Annotated in this window: 11 protein-coding genes; 6 read left to right on the top strand and 5 right to left on the bottom strand. The window is 63.5% G+C overall.

Features of this window, described 5'->3' with window-relative positions:
- Window positions 1–2: 2 nt before the first annotated feature.
- Entirely contained in the window at window positions 3–1,322 is a 1,320-nt protein-coding gene (locus AC097L_RS07310) for a glutamate-5-semialdehyde dehydrogenase (RefSeq protein ID WP_479585900.1), read from the top strand.
- Here AC097L_RS07310 and AC097L_RS07305 read toward each other — a convergent pair.
- On the bottom strand, window positions 1,319–2,215 hold the full coding sequence (locus AC097L_RS07305) for an amino acid ABC transporter substrate-binding protein (protein WP_479585603.1): 897 nt from the start codon (window positions 2,213–2,215) through the stop codon (window positions 1,319–1,321). The two genes, AC097L_RS07310 and AC097L_RS07305, sit on opposite strands and share 4 nt — an antisense overlap.
- 200 nt (window positions 2,216–2,415) lie before the next feature.
- Between AC097L_RS07305 and gshA the strand changes: the two genes are divergently transcribed.
- The 4 genes from gshA (at window position 2,416) to nadB (ending at window position 9,458) form a co-directional block, all read left to right on the top strand.
- Window positions 2,416–3,705, top strand: a complete 1,290-nt coding sequence (gene gshA / locus AC097L_RS07300) for a glutamate--cysteine ligase (RefSeq protein ID WP_479585602.1) — start codon at window positions 2,416–2,418, stop codon at window positions 3,703–3,705.
- Between the two features lie 155 nt (window positions 3,706–3,860).
- Window positions 3,861–5,729, top strand: coding sequence for a potassium transporter Kup (locus AC097L_RS07295; protein ID WP_479585601.1), 1,869 nt, complete (start codon window positions 3,861–3,863; stop codon window positions 5,727–5,729).
- A 244-nt stretch (window positions 5,730–5,973) separates the two neighbouring features.
- Window positions 5,974–7,722: a methyl-accepting chemotaxis protein gene (locus tag AC097L_RS07290; RefSeq protein WP_479585600.1), complete on the top strand. Its 1,749-nt coding sequence runs from the start codon at window positions 5,974–5,976 to the stop codon at window positions 7,720–7,722.
- Between the two features lie 143 nt (window positions 7,723–7,865).
- A complete protein-coding gene (gene nadB / locus AC097L_RS07285; protein WP_479585599.1) occupies window positions 7,866–9,458 on the top strand; it encodes an L-aspartate oxidase in 1,593 nt (530 codons plus the stop codon).
- A gap of 54 nt (window positions 9,459–9,512) precedes the next feature.
- On the opposite strand, the gene pabB is transcribed toward nadB, so the two are convergent.
- Genes pabB through nadC form a run of 3 tightly spaced genes read right to left on the bottom strand, consistent with a single transcriptional unit; the run spans window position 9,513 to window position 13,238 of the window.
- On the bottom strand, window positions 9,513–11,237 hold the full coding sequence (pabB, locus tag AC097L_RS07280; protein ID WP_479585598.1) for an aminodeoxychorismate synthase component I: 1,725 nt from the start codon (window positions 11,235–11,237) through the stop codon (window positions 9,513–9,515).
- Window positions 11,237–12,361: a quinolinate synthase NadA gene (gene nadA / locus AC097L_RS07275; RefSeq protein WP_479585597.1), complete on the bottom strand. Its 1,125-nt coding sequence runs from the start codon at window positions 12,359–12,361 to the stop codon at window positions 11,237–11,239. Before nadA ends, pabB begins: the two co-directional genes overlap by 1 nt.
- Window position 12,362: 1 nt before the next feature.
- On the bottom strand, window positions 12,363–13,238 hold the full coding sequence (gene nadC, locus AC097L_RS07270; protein WP_479585596.1) for a carboxylating nicotinate-nucleotide diphosphorylase: 876 nt from the start codon (window positions 13,236–13,238) through the stop codon (window positions 12,363–12,365).
- A gap of 93 nt (window positions 13,239–13,331) precedes the next feature.
- On the opposite strand from nadC, the gene AC097L_RS07265 reads away from it, so the two are divergent.
- The gene (locus AC097L_RS07265; RefSeq protein WP_479585595.1) at window positions 13,332–14,738 is read left to right on the top strand and encodes a coniferyl aldehyde dehydrogenase; all 1,407 of its coding nucleotides are present in this window, start codon (window positions 13,332–13,334) and stop codon (window positions 14,736–14,738) included.
- Window positions 14,739–14,795: 57 nt separating this feature from the next.
- On the opposite strand, the gene AC097L_RS07260 is transcribed toward AC097L_RS07265, so the two are convergent.
- Window positions 14,796–15,191, bottom strand: a complete 396-nt coding sequence (locus tag AC097L_RS07260; protein WP_479585594.1) for a VOC family protein — start codon at window positions 15,189–15,191, stop codon at window positions 14,796–14,798.

The following is a 15,191-nucleotide window of genomic DNA, read 5'->3' as shown; positions in this document are numbered from 1 at the left end:
GTCTGGGCCGCTATGCGAAAATCCGACGCATGACCGCCCTGAACATTTTCGAATACACCCAGTCGCTAGGTTTACAAGCAAAAGCGGCCTCTGCGCTCATGGCGCGTGCGCCAGCAGCTATTAAAAACAGAGCATTGCGGACGCTGGCCCGTTTGCTGCGCGAAAGCACTGCCGCACTGCAGACCGAGAATGCCAAAGACCTGGACCGCGCCCGCGCCGCCGGGCTGGCTGCGCCTCTGGTGGACCGGCTCAAGCTCAGCCCGCAGACGCTGGAAACCTGCGCCCAGGGCTGCGAACAACTGGCCGCCATGGCCGATTCGATTGGCGAGATCATGGGCCTGCAGCAGCAGCCCAGCGGCATCCGCGTGGGCCAGATGCGCGTGCCGATTGGCGTGTTCGGCATGGTTTTCGAGAGCCGGCCCAACGTGACCATCGAGGCCGCCAGCCTGTCGATCAAGAGCGGAAATGCCTGCATCCTGCGTGGCGGCTCCGAGGCGATTGACTCCAACAAGGCGCTGGCGCTGCTGGTGCAGCAGGCGCTGACCGAGGCCGGTTTGCCGGCCGATGCGGTGCAACTGGTGCAAACCACCGACCGTGAAGTCGTCGGCCAGCTGATCACCATGCCGCAGTATGTGGATGTGATCATTCCCCGCGGCGGCAAGAGCCTGATCGAGCGCATCAGCCGCGACGCCAAGGTGCCGGTGATCAAGCACCTGGACGGCAACTGCCATGTGTACGTGGACGACCCCTGCGACATCGCCATGGCCGTCAAAGTGGCCGACAACGCCAAGACCAGCAAGTACAGCCCCTGCAACGCCCTTGAGAGCCTGCTAGTGGCGCGCGGCGTGGCGGCCGAGTTCTTGCCTTTGATCGGTGAAATTTATGCAAAAAAGGGCGTCGAAATGCGCTGCGATCCGGCTGCAGCCCAGATATTGCTTGCGCATGATGCTATCAAAATAAATTCAAAAATCATAGCGGCCACCGAGCAAGACTGGTACGAGGAATACCTGGCGCCGGTCATCAGCATCAAGATCGTCGAAGGTGTGGACGAGGCCATCGCCCACATCAACAAATATTCATCCCACCACACCGATGCCATCCTCACCCGCGACCATATGCATGCGCAGCAGTTTTTGCGCGAAGTGGATTCGGCCAGTGTGATGGTGAATGCCAGCACCCGCTTTGCCGATGGCTTCGAGTATGGCCTGGGTGCCGAAATCGGCATCAGCACCGACAAGTTCCACGCCCGAGGCCCGGTCGGCTTAGCCGGCCTGACCTCGCTGAAATACGTGGTCCTGGGCCAGGGCGAGGTACGCAGTTAATTCAAGTCGCCGACCTTGTCGCTGGGGTACTTGAACATGTCTTTCAGCATGTGTTGCATAGGCAGCGCCAGGTTGATGCCCTTGGGTGGAATGGGCTGCTGGAACCACTTGGCGTACAGCGGGTAAATCTCGCCGCTGAGGATGGTGCGGCGCATTTCTTGGTCCACCACCTTCTTGAAAGCTGGGTCGTCTTTCGGCAGCATGATGGCGTAGGGCTCGATGGTCAGTGGCTTGCCGATGATGGTGAAGTCTTCTGGCTTGGTGGCATTTGCCCGCAGCCCGAACAGCAGTACGTCGTCCATCGCAAAGGCATCGGCCTGGGCCGATGCCACCATCGCAAACGCCTGCGCGTGGTCTGGCGCTTCGATGATCTTCATCTTCAGTGCGCCGTCGTCGTTGGCGCGGCGCAGCCGTACCAGCGGAGTTGTGCCCTTGGTGGAGACCACGGTGCGTCCAGCCAGCTGGGCCATGCTGTCTACATGCGCGTCGCTGCGTACCAGCAGCCGGGCCATGGACACGAAATGCGGAATCGTGAAGTCCACCACCTTGCGCCGCTCGGCATTGTTGGTGGTGGAGCCACATTCCAGGGAGGCCTGGCCTTCGGAGATGGCGCTGAGCCGCTTGTCGGGCGCGACCATCAGGTATTTCACCGCCAACTGGCCCAGTTTGAGTTCGCGCTTGATGGCGTCGGCAATCTTCAGGCACAGGTCGATCGCATAGCCCATGGGTTTGCCATCGGCATCCAGGTAAGAGAACGGGATGGAGGCGTTGCGGTGCGCCAACGTGATCTCGCCGCTGGCGCGGATTTTGTCCAGCTCGCCTGCCGTGGCCATGTGCGCCATAGCCAGGGCCAGCAAGATACCGGTGGTTGGTTGCAGTCGTTTGGGTTGCATGGTGGGCGCCGTGGAAAGTGTAGATAAGCAAGACCGTGGCAGACAGGCAGATTCCATGCCATTTCAGTGTACGAATAGTGTGTGCAGAACACTTTGGGCTGTATTGTCCTGTAAGTCGTGCATGTTGGGTTTGCATGAACCGCTGCAGGAGCGCTTTGGCCAGTCTCTACAATCGAGGCTTAAACCCTCTTGAGCACCCCATGGTTCCCCATCTCATCACTGCGCTCACTGGCCCGATCAACGAACTGGAACAGCGCATCCTCGACTCCATGCCCGCCATCGAACGCTGGTTCCGGCTGGAGTGGATGGAGCACACGCCGCCGTTTTACAGCGCGGTAGACATCCGCAACGCGGGCTTCAAGCTGGCCCCGGTGGACACCAATCTGTTCCCCCGCGGCTGGAACAACCTGACCCCGCAAATGCTGCCACTGGCCGTGCAATCTGCCATGGCCGCGATTGAGAAGATCTGCCCCGAAGCCAAAAACCTGCTGTTGATCCCCGAGAACGACACCCGCAGCACCTTCTACCTGTCGAACGTGGCGCAGCTGCAGCGCATCTTCCACATGGCCGGGCTGAATGTGCGGGTGGGCTCAATCAACCCCGACATCAAGGAAACCACGGTCATCAACCTGCCCAACGGCGAACAGGTGACGCTGGAGCCGGTGATCCGTACCAAACGCCGCCTGGGGCTGAAAGACTTCGACCCCTGCACCATCCTGCTCAACAACGACCTGACTGCGGGCCCGCCTGGCATCCTGGAAGAGCTGCACGAGCAGTACCTGCTGCCGCCGCTGCACGCCGGAGGGTCGGTGCGACGCAAAAGCAAGCATTTCCGCAGCTACGAAGAGCTGGCCAAGCGACTGGGCAAGCTGCTGGGCATCGACCCCTGGCTGATCAACCCGATGTTCAACCAGTGCGGCGCGGTCGATATGGCGCAGGGCCAGGGCATGGACTGCCTGACTACCAATGTGGATGCGCTTTTGGGCAAGATCCGCCGCAAGTACAAGGAATACGGCATCAACGAAAAGCCGTTTGTGATTGTCAAGTCTGACAGTGGTGCACCCGGCATGGGCATCATGACGGTGCGCGACGTGAAAGACCTGGCGGTGCTGCACCACCGGGCCAAAACCACGTCGGGCAAGGGAGCACCCCAGGTGGTGGATGCCATCATCCAGGAAGGCGTGTTGACCAACGAGCGCATCAACGACGCGGTGGCCGAGCCGGTGGTCTACATGATGGACCGCTACGTGGTGGGCGGCTTCTACCGCATCCACGCCGAGCGCGGGGTGGACGAGAACCTCAATGCCCCCGGCTCCAGCTACGTGCCACTGGCTTTTGCCGACAACGCGCATTTGCCGCAGGTGGGCATGCGCCCCGGTGCTAGCGCGCCGAACCGCTTCTATATGTATGGTGTAGTGGGCCGATTGGCCATGGCGGCCGCGAGTTACGAGCTGGAAGCGACCGATCCGGATGCCGAGATTTATGAGTAATTAACACAGTTTGAGTTAGTTGCTGCACCGCAACATAAATCGGTTCTAGGGGCTCAACCCCGCTTGCACCCGGGATTCTGGAGCGCAAAATACGCTTCCCAAAGTTTATGGAACCCCGCCGACCCTTCTGGGGTTATTCAGACGGGGCCTCATTAGTGCAAAGTTCAAAATCTTCGCTGTCGGCGCTCACCCTGGGCGCGCTAGGTGTGGTTTACGGCGATATCGGCACCTCTGCCCTTTACGCGTTCAAAGAAGTCTTCGCCCATGGCCATGTGCAGGTCATTGAGGCCAATGTGTTGGGTGTGTTGTCGCTCTTTTTCTGGGCGCTGATGGTGGTGGTGTCGCTCAAATACGTGGTGCTCATCATGCGCGCCGACAACGAGGGCGAGGGTGGCTTGATGGCGCTGCTGGCGCTGGCTGCCGAGTCGGTCAAGGACAGCCCCCGCTTGCGCCGCGGCTTGCTGATGCTGGGCGTGTTTGGCCTGGCGCTGTTTTTTGGTGACGGGGTCATTACCCCCGCCATTTCCGTGCTGTCGGCGGTTGAGGGTATGGAAATCATCACTCCTGGCGCGGCCCCGTATGTGAAACCCATCGCGCTGGTGGTACTGGTGCTGCTGTTTATGGTGCAGCGCCGTGGCACGGGCGATATCGGCAAGTTCTTCGGCCCCATCACCCTGTTGTGGTTTGCGGTACTGGCCATCGCGGGCATCCACCAGATTGTGCGCAACCCGGTGGTGCTGTGGGCACTGTCGCCGATGTATGCGCTGCAGTTTGGTTATGCCCATCTGCACATCGCGTTCATCACGCTGGGGGCGGTGTTCTTGTGCCTGACCGGAGCCGAGGCCTTGTATGCCGACATGGGCCACTTTGGCAAGAACCCCATCCGCCTGGCCTGGTTTGCGGTGGTCATGCCGGCCCTGGTGCTGAACTATTTCGGCCAGGGTGCCTTGGTGTTGCTGGACCCGACCGCAGCCGAAAACCCGTTCTTTTTGATGTTCCCTGACTGGGCGTTGATCCCCACCGTGGTGCTGGCCACCGCCGCCACCGTGATTGCCTCGCAGGCGCTGATTTCCGGGGCCTTCTCTGCCACCAAGCAAACCATCCAGATGGGCTACCTGCCCCGCCTGACCATCCTGCACACCTCCGTGCGCGACACCGGGCAAATCTACGTGCCCGCCGTCAACTGGCTGCTGCTGGCCGGGGTGATTGCCGCCGTATTGATGTTTGGTTCTTCGGACGCATTGGCCGCCGCCTACGGCATCTCGGTCAGCCTGCTGATGGTCATCACCACGGTGCTGACCTTTTATGTGGTGCGCTATGGCTGGGGCTACTCGCTGCCCCTGTGCATTGCGGCTACCGGCTTCTTTTTGCTGGTGGACATGGTGTTCCTGGCTTCCAACTCGCTCAAAATTATGCAGGGCGGCTGGTTCCCTCTGGCGATGGCGCTGATTTTGTACGTGGTGATGTCCACCTGGAAAGACGGCCGCCGTCTGCTGGCCGATAAGCAGCGTGAAAGCGCCATGGACCTGAAGGGCTTTTTGGATTCGGTCTTCATCAGTCCGCCGGTGCGCGTGGAGGGTACGGCCGTATTTTTGACCGCCGAAGCCTCTACTGTGCCCAACGCCTTGCTGCACAACCTCAAACACAACAAGGTGCTGCACGAGCACAACCTGTTTGTGACCGTCAACAACCATCCCATCCCCTGGATCGGCATGGGCAAGCGCATCGAAGTCGAGGCCCTGGGCCACAAATGTTGGCAGGTCACCATCCACTACGGCTTCAAAAACACGCCCGATATCCCCAAGGCGCTGCAGCACATCCGGGGCCGGGGCTGCGAGCTGGAGGTCATGACCACCAGCTATTTTCTGTCGCGCGATACCGTTATCCCCACTCTGGGTGGTGGCATGGCCCCATGGCGTGAAAAACTGTTTGCCCAAATGCACCACAACGCCAGCGCTGCCGCCGACTTTTTGCGGCTGCCCAATAACGCGGTAGTAGAACTGGGCTCCAAGATCGAGATTTAAACCATGGGCAAACATGCCCGTGACACCATCTTTAGCACTGCTGCTGTTGTTGGGTTTGCAGTGATGCGCAAGGTCGCAGCTTTTGGGTGAAAGGCCTTTCGTTGGACGGTATGTCTAATGCCGGAACGGATGTAATATTTTGTGTGTAAAAATGTGTAAAGCGTTACCAGCTGCTACCCATCCCACAAGATGGTTGTTACGACTGTTGACATAGACCCTTGCTTTCAGTCAACCGGTAAAGCCCATGAACTACCTAGCCAATTTGAAGATTTCTACGCGTTTGGCCGCCGTGCTGGGCTTGCTGGTGGCTATGTTATTGCTGATGAGCGCCGCGGCCATGGTGGAAATGGCGGCTATGCGTACAGCTAATTCCGACATCACTACCAATTGGTTGCCCAGCGTTGAGCTGGTGAACAAAATGAACACCAATACTGCGGATTTTCGGGTCACCGAGTTCCAGCATGTATTGAACACTGACGACAACGCCATGGCCAGTGTCGAGAAAAATATGGCTGCGACGTTGGCAGCCTTTGAGAAAAGCCGCCGAGACTATGTTTTGCTCATCAGTAGCCCTGAAGAGCGCAAGCTGTACGAATCTTTCGATGCCGACTGGAAGCAATATATGCGGGTCCATGATCAGGCCATCCCCTTGTCGCGCAAAAACGAAAACGACAAAGCCCGTGCTTTGCTCGAGGGCGATAGCAAGAAGTTTTACGACAGCGCCAGCGACACTCTCGACAAACTGATTGACTTGAACCGCGCAGGCGCAGGCGCTGCCGCCCAAAATAGTGACAACGCCTACACCGCGGCGCGCAACACCATGCTGGCGGTTGCACTGTCGGCAAGCTTACTGGCCCTGGTCGCGGCCTTGTGGTTGATCCGCTCCATCACGCTGCCGCTGGGCCGGGCCATCCGCGCGGCAGACAGCGTGGCTGCGGGAGACTTGGCCAGCCGTATCGAGGTGGATAGCCGGGATGAAATCGGCCAGTTGTTGGGTGCTTTGCAGCGCATGCAGCACAGCCTGGCGCAGACCGTCAGCAGCGTGCGCAGCAATGCCGATGGCGTGGCAGCGGCGAGTACCCAGATTGCCCAGGGCAACCACGACCTGTCGGGTCGTACCGAATCCCAAGCTTCGGCGCTGGAAGAAACTGCAGCCTCCATGGAGCAGTTGAGTTCGGCGGTCAAACAGAACGCCGACAACGCCCGCCAAGCCAATCAATTGGCCCAGAGTGCCAGCAGCGTAGCCATCCAAGGTGGCGAAGTGGTCGGCCAGGTGGTGGAAACCATGAAGGGCATCAACGACAGTTCCAAAAAGATTGCCGACATCATTGGCGTGATCGACGGCATTGCCTTCCAAACCAACATCCTGGCGTTGAATGCGGCTGTGGAAGCCGCCCGTGCCGGTGAGCAGGGCCGGGGCTTTGCCGTGGTGGCCAGCGAGGTGCGCTCCTTGGCCGGTCGCTCGGCAGATGCCGCCAAAGAAATCAAACTGCTGATTTCCGCCAGTGTGGCGCGCGTGGAGCAGGGCACGGTGCTGGTCGACAAAGCCGGTGTCACCATGACCGAGGTGGTCGGCTCCATCCGCCGTGTCACGGATATCATGGGCGAGATCAGCGCCGCCAGCGGCGAGCAATCGTTGGGCGTGGCCCAGATCGGCGAGGCCGTGACCCAGATGGACCAGGCCACCCAGCAAAATGCGGCCTTGGTGGAGGAAATGGCCGCCGCTGCCAGCAGCCTGAAAAACCAGGCCGCGGAATTGGTGCAGGCCATGGCCATCTTCAAGCTGGCGCAAGCTGCTCAGAGCCCCGCCACCTCCGCGTTGGCGCGCCCAGCGCCGCCGGTGCGCGCACCGGTACCCCGCGCACCGGCACCCGCAGCCATCAGCGCCCGGTCCAATTTGAGAGCTGCCGCTTCCCAAAAGGCCTTGTCCGCCACTGGCAAGCTGCCTGCTCCGCAACCAAAAGCTGGCGCGGACGACTGGGAATCTTTTTAGGCTTGCTGGGCATTGCCTCGGCCTCAGCGGCCAGCACCTGCGTCGCAAACGCAATGCGACAATCTCCAAGATATGCGTTTCTGCCAAGGCTGTGCACCTGCTGCCGCGCCGCTGACACGCTGACCTACAGATAACGGCCCACCTTGATCTCACCTGCTGCCCCCTCCCTGGATTTTGATGTTTTGATTGTGGGCAGCGGCTTGGCAGGCCTCAGCGCCGCGCTGTTGCTGGCCCCCACCCACCGCGTCGCGGTGCTCACCAAACGCGGCATGGCCGACGGTGCCAGCGCCTGGGCCCAGGGCGGCATTGCCGCTGTGCTGGGCGAGGGCGACAGCTTCGCATCGCATGTGGACGACACCCTGGTCGCCGGGGGCGGCCTGTGCGATGTTGAGGCCACCCGCTTGGTGGTCGAGCACGCGCCCGAATGCATTGCTTGGCTGCAGTCGCTGGGCGTGCCTTTTTCTACCGAAGACGGTGCGCTGCACCTGACCCGCGAAGGCGGCCACAGCCACCGCCGCATCGTCCACGCTACCGATGCCACCGGCGCTGCCGTGCAGGCCACCATGGTGGCCCAGGTGCGCAGCCACCCGAAAATCACCCTGTTCGAAAACCACACCCTGGTGGATCTCATCATTGGCAGCAAGCTCGGCCTGCCCCAGCAGGGCTGCGTGGGCCTGTACGCACTGGATGCCGACACCGACCAGGTGCTTACTTTCAGTGCCCCCAACACCATCCTGGCCACCGGCGGCGCTGGCAAGGTCTACCTCTACACCACCAATCCGGATACCGCCACGGGCGACGGCATTGCCGCCGCCTGGCGCGCCGGTTGCCGGGTGGCGAACATGGAATTCATCCAGTTCCATCCCACCTGCCTGTACCACCCGCACGCCAAGTCGTTTTTGATCTCGGAAGCCGTGCGCGGCGAAGGTGGCCGCCTGCTGCGCCCCGACGGCAGCCGCTTCATGCCCAAGCATGACGTGCGCGCCGAACTGGCTCCGCGCGACGTGGTGGCCCGCGCCATCGACTTCGAGATGAAAAAGGGCGGCTTCGACTGCGTATACCTCGACATCTCGCACCAGCCCAAGGCTTTTTTGCTGGAGCATTTCCCGAACATCTATGCCCGCTGCCTGGAGCTCGGCATCGACATCGCCCGCCAGCCCATCCCCGTCGTGCCCGCCGCCCACTACACCTGCGGCGGCGTGCTGACCGACCTGGCGGGCCGTACCGATGTGCCCGGCCTGTACGCCCTCGGCGAGGCCGCCTGCACCGGCCTGCACGGTGCCAACCGGCTGGCCAGCAACTCGCTGCTGGAATGCATGGTGTTTGCCCGTGCCGCCGCCCAGGCCATGGCTGCCGCAGACCGCGCCCCCGCGCCCCAGCTCCCCGCCTGGGACGACAGCCAGGTGATCGACAGCGACGAGCTGGTGGTCATCTCGCACAACTGGGACGAGCTGCGCCGCTTCATGTGGGACTACGTGGGCATCGTGCGTACCAACAAACGCCTGGAACGCGCCGCCCACCGCATCGCCTTGCTGCAAAGCGAGATCGACGAGTTCTACGCCCGCCACCACGTGACCCGCGACCTGCTGGAGCTGCGCAACCTGGTCCAGGTGGCCGATTTGATCGTCCGCAGCGCCCGCGCCCGGCAGGAAAGCCGGGGCCTGCACTTTAGCCGCGACTACCCGGAGCTGGCGGCCACGGCGCAAGCTACCGTGCTGGTGCCGGAGAATTTATAAGAAATAGGCCGCTAGCGCATATTCCACCTGCGCTAGTAGCTATTAAAACGATAGTTATGTGTCCACATCCGCCGCCAACCAGCCGCGCAGGCTGTTAACGAAAGCCCATGCTTCTACCCGCGGCAGGTCGGCCACCCGCACCACCGCTTCCACCAAACGCCCTGCCTGCAGGGCCTTGTCACGTCCAATGCCGCCCAGCAGCCCGCAGGCCAGCGGCGGGGTGACCCAGCGGCCGTCCAAAAGCAGGGCGATGTTGCCGCGTGTGCATTCCGTGATTTCACCGACAGCGTTCCACAGCAAGGTGTCGAATACGCCGGGCTGGGTGGGCGTGAATGCATCGTAGTGGGCGCGGCGGGTGGTTTTGAAGCGGACAAATTCGCTGTGCGCCTCGGCCAGCGGGCGGTCGGCGAGTTGCAGGCGTACCCGGGCCGGGCTGGCTTCCAGCGAGTAGGCCTCTGCCGTGGCCTGGCCTTGCGCATCCAGCAGCAGGCGCACGCGCCATGCGCCTTGGGGGCGGAGGATGGTTTGCAGCGCCTGGTGCACATGGTCGGCATTCCATGGCGTGCCGAAATGCGCTGCCGCCGCCTGCATGCGGGCCAGGTGGGCGTCGCGGTGGCGCAGGTGGCCGTCTACCATGGCAATGGTCTCCAGCAGCGCAAACGGCGCACTGGCACGCTGCACAAAGGCCTGCTTGGCGGCCCATTCTTGCCATTCACCCTCGGCTTGCGCGTCCGACGTGATGCCGCTACCGATGCCGCAGCGGGCTTGCTCGCCACGCAAGGTGACGGTGCGGATGGGCACGTTAAAGGTGGTGGCTCCACCGGGCTGCACCACCCCGATGGCTCCGCAGTACACCCCGCGTGGAGCAGCTTCCAGGCGGTGGACCATGCGCATGGCCTGTACCTTGGGTGCGCCGGTGACCGAGCCGCAGGGGAACAGAGCGGTAAACACCTCTGCCAGGGTGCAGCCGGGCCGGGTGCGGGCGGTCACGTCAGAGGTCATCTGCCACACCGTGGGCAGCGCCTCGGTGTGGAACAGGCGGGGCACCTGCACGCTGAAGGGCTCTGCGATGCGCGAGATGTCGTTGCGCAGCAAATCGACCACCATCACGTTTTCGGCGCGCTCCTTGGGCGATGTGCGCAGCGACGCGGCCAGCGCTGCGTCCTCCTGCGCATCCGCACCGCGGCGTGCCGTGCCTTTCATGGGGCGGGCCAGGATGTGGCCACCCCGCCAGTCGAAAAACAGCTCTGGCGAGACGGACAGAATCTGCGCATCACCCGTATCCAGCAGCGCCGCATAGCCCTCCGGCTGGGCGCGCTGCAGGGCGGCGAACAGGGCTTGCGGGTCGCCCTGGAATGTGCCCGCCATCTGCGCTGTGAGATTGACTTGGTACAGCTCGCCTGCGCGGATGGCCTGGTGCAGCGCATCCATGGCTGCGTCGAAATCGGGGCGGGTAATGAAGCTGTTCCACTCGATTTGCGCGCTGGTGGGGGCGGGCGCGGGCCAGGGCAGGGGGGTGTCAAACACCGCGAACCAGGCGAGAGGGCCATCGGCAGGATGGACCTCCAGGGCGGAATCGAATGCAGGCGCGGCTTCAAAGCGCACATAGCCCACACACCACAAACCCTGTGCCGACGCAGCCTGCACGGCATCCAGCAGCGGCTTGACCTGGTCCAGCGTGTGCGCCACCAGCGTCTGCTGCGGCGTGCCAAACGCATGGCGCACACGGGGGCCTCCGTGCGGGTCGGCAAAGTCGATCAGCGCGGTGGTGTTTGCCATCAGGCCGCGCCGATGTTCGGCACCAGCCCGGTGGTGGCTTGGCCGTTTTTGAGGGCTGCGGTGAAGGCCAGCATGCGGTCGATGGGCAGGCGGGCGCGCAAGCCCAGGGCGGGGTTGATGTGGACCTCGTTGCGGCCATGTTCCAGCCCCTGCTCCAATACTTTGGCCAAGCCCGCCAGGCCGTTCATCGCCATCCACGGGCAGTGCGCGCAGCTCTTGCAGGTGGCGCTGTTGCCGGCAGTGGGCGCTTCGATGAACAGCTTGGTGGGGTTTTGCGTACGCAGCTTGTGCAGCATGCCGTTGTCGGTGGCGACGATGAAGGTGCTGGCATCCAGGGTGCGCGCCGCTGCCAGGATGGCCGAGGTGGAACCCACGGCATCGGCCAGCGCGATCACGTCGGCGGGCGACTCGGGGTGCACCAGCACTTTGGCTTCGGGGTGTTCGGCCTTCAAGGCCTCCAGCTCAAAGGCCTTGAACTCGTCGTGCACGATGCAGGCTCCGTTCCAGAACACCATGTCGGCCCCTGTTTCCTTCTGGATGTAGGCCCCCAGGTGCTTGTCGGGGGCCCACAGGATTTTGTGGCCCTGGTCTTTCAGGGCGCGCACCACGTCCAGCGCGCAGCCGGAGGTGACCAGCCAGTCGGCGCGGGCTTTCACCTCGGCGCTGGTGTTGGCGTAGACCACCACGGTGCGGTCCGGGTGGGCATCGCAAAAGGCGTTGAACTCGGCGCTGGGGCAGCCCAGGTCCAGCGAGCAGGTGGCCTCCAGATCCGGCATGAGAATGCGCTTTTCGGGCGACAAAATCTTGGCGGTTTCGCCCATGAAGCGTACGCCGGACACCACCAGGGTCTGCGCCGCGTGGTCGCGGCCAAAGCGGGCCATCTCCAGCGAGTCGCTGACCAGGCCGCCGGTTTCTTCGGCCAGGTCTTGCAGGTCGGGGTGCACGTAGTAGTGCGACACCATCACCGCGTTGCGCTCTTGGAGCAGGCGGCGGATGCGGTCTTTCAGCGCCAGGCGCTCAGCGGGGCTGGGCTCTTGCGGTACGCGGGCCCAGGCGTGGCGGGGCGCGCAGCTAGCGCCATCTACGGGCTGCTCGTATTCAACTTCCAGCATCAAAGTGGTCATGTCACAGATCCTGGAAACGCATGGAGTAATCGGTGGCCTTTACGTCCTTGGTCAGGCCGCCGATGGAGATCCGGTCTACGCCGGTTTCGGCCAGCGTGCGCAGGCCTTGCAGGGTTACGCCGCCGGAGATTTCCAGCACCGCTTTTTTGTCACCGCGCGCAGTGTTGCGGCGCACCGCCTCGTGCAGCGTGGGCAGGTCCATGTTGTCCAGCAGCACCATGCGGGCACCGGCATCCAGCGCCTCGTCGAGCTGGGCCAGGGTTTCGACCTCGATCTCGATGAAGTTCGCCTGCCGGGCCAGAGCCTGGGCGCGTTGCAGCACGGCGGTCACGCCCCCGGCGGCGGCGATGTGGTTTTCCTTGATCAGTACCGCGTCATACAGGCCGATGCGGTGGTTGGTGCCGCCGCCGATGCGCACCGCGTACTTTTGCGCCAGGCGCAGGCCGGGCAGGGTCTTGCGGGTGTCCACGATGTGGGTGCCGGTGCCTGCCACCGCCTGCACGTGCAGCGCCGTGCGGCTGGCCACAGCACTCAGCAGTTGCAGAAAGTTGAGGGCGGTGCGCTCGGCCGTTAGCAGGGCCTGGGCCGGGCCTTCCAGCTCAAGTACCACCTGGTCGGCGGAACAGGTTTCGCCCTCTTGCACCCGCCATTGCCAGGTGGCGGTGGGGGCGATTTGGCGCAACGTAGCCTCCACCCAGGGCGCGCCGCACAGCACCGCCGCTTCGCGGGCCAGGATGCGGGCGCCGGTGTGGCGGGCGGGGTCCACCAGCGCGGCGGTCAGGTCGCCGGGGCCAACATCTTCGGCCAGGGCGCGGGTCACATCGGCCGCGGCCAAGGTGGCGATGCTGGCGGGGGAAAAGTCAAAAAACGGGGGCATGGTTTTGTGTGTCTCAGGCGGGGGCTCGAAGTGTGTCACATTCGTGGCAGGGTATTTTCCCCGCAGCCGGGGCGTACTGGCACCATGGGGGTTATGCAAACCTCTGAATCCGACCTTCCCCGCTTGCTGGCCCTGCAACGCCAGGTCCATGCCACCGACCCCGCGCCCCGCGAGGCCACCCGCCGGGACCGCCTGCAGCGCCTGGGCGCACTGCTGGACAAGCATGCCGAAGCCTTCACCGCCCAGATCAGCCAGGACTTCGGCAGCCGCGCTGCCGCCGAGATCACCCTGACCGAACTGGTGCCGGTGCGCAGCGCCCTGCGCCATGCGCGCCAGCACCTGCGGGCGTGGATGCGGCCCCGGCGCGCGGCCACCGGCTGGCTGTTTCTGCCGGGCCGCAGCCTGATGCTGCGCCAGCCGCTGGGCGTGGTGGGCATCGTCAGCCCCTGGAACTACCCGCTGCTGCTGGCCTTGTCGCCGCTGGTGGATGTGCTGGCGGCGGGCAACCGGGCGCTGCTGAAGCCGTCGGAGCTCACGCCGTGTTTTTCGGAGGGGCTGCGGCTGGCGGTGGCCGAGTTTTTCGCCCCCGACGAGGTGGCGGTGCTGACCGGCGATGCCGCGCTGGGCGAGGTCTTTTGCGCCCAGCCGTTTGACCATCTGGTGTTTACCGGCTCCACCGCCGTGGGCCGCCTTGTGGCCCAAGCCGCAGCCAAAAATCTGACCCCGGTGACGCTGGAGTTGGGTGGCAAGTCGCCTGTGATCGTGGACACATCCTGCGACCTGGGCAAGACGCTGGACCGGCTGGCCTGGGGCAAGCTGATCAACGCGGGCCAGACCTGTATCGCCCCCGACTACGCCCTGGTGCCGCGCCCCATGGTTACCGCCTTCGTGCAAGCCCTGCGCACCAGCATGCAGCGGCTGTACCCGGCCTTCCAGGGCAACCCCGACTACACCAGCATCGCCAGTGACCGGCACTTGGCGCGCCTGCAGGCCCTGGTGGCCGATGCGCAGGCGCAGGGCGCGACAGTGGTGGAACTGGAGCCTTCGAACGGTGACCGCCTCCATCGGCAATGGCCCCCGGTGCTGTTGCTGGGCGTGCACGCTGGCATGCGCGCGCTGCAAGAGGAAATCTTCGGCCCGGTGCTGCCCATCGTGCCTTACGACACGCTGGAGGAAGCGATTGCGTTTGTGAACGCCCGCGACAAGCCGCTGGCCTTGTACTGGTTTGGCACTAATACCGCACACCGCGACCAGGTGCTGGCCCACACCCAGTCGGGAGGGGTCAGCACCAACGACACCCTGGTGCATCTGGCGCAAGACGGTCTGCCGTTTGGCGGCGTGGGGCCGTCCGGCCAGGGCCATTACCACGGCGAGTGGGGCTTTCGCCGGTTCAGCCATGAAAAGCCGGTGTTCCTGCAGTCGCGCTGGTCGGGCGGCGGGCTGGTGTACCCGCCGTACACGCCGCGCATCCAGCAGCTGCTGCGCTGGCTGGGTCGTTAACAGCGGTAGATGCTGTTGCTATGTAATTAGTAGCTTTGGAAGTATGCGGAATATGGGCTACGGCGTGTAGGGTGCTTGCACGGTGCGCTGTGAGAGCCACCAGATGTTGCCATGCGGGTCGCGCACGCCGCCCTGGCGGTCGCCGTAGGGCATGTCGGCTACGGCCATCTCCAGCGTGGCACCGTGCTGCAGCGCCTGAGCCTGGGCCGCGTCGGCATCTTCCACATACAGGTAGTACGCGGCCGCCATCGCAGGGTAGGCGGGGCTGGCTTCACTGGCCATCACGGTAGACGTGCCCAGCCGCACCTGCACATTGGCCACCAGGCCGTCGGGGCGCAGGCTGCGGCAGGTTTCGGTACCGCCCAGCCCGGCCACCAAAAATTGCACAAACGCATTGGTATCGGTCACGAAGAAGTAGGGCGTGACGGTGTTGAATCCAGGGGGGATGTACAT

This window comes from Rhodoferax sp. RT5P35 (assembly GCF_056521385.1).
This window is presented reverse-complemented; position numbering and strand designations above follow the sequence as displayed.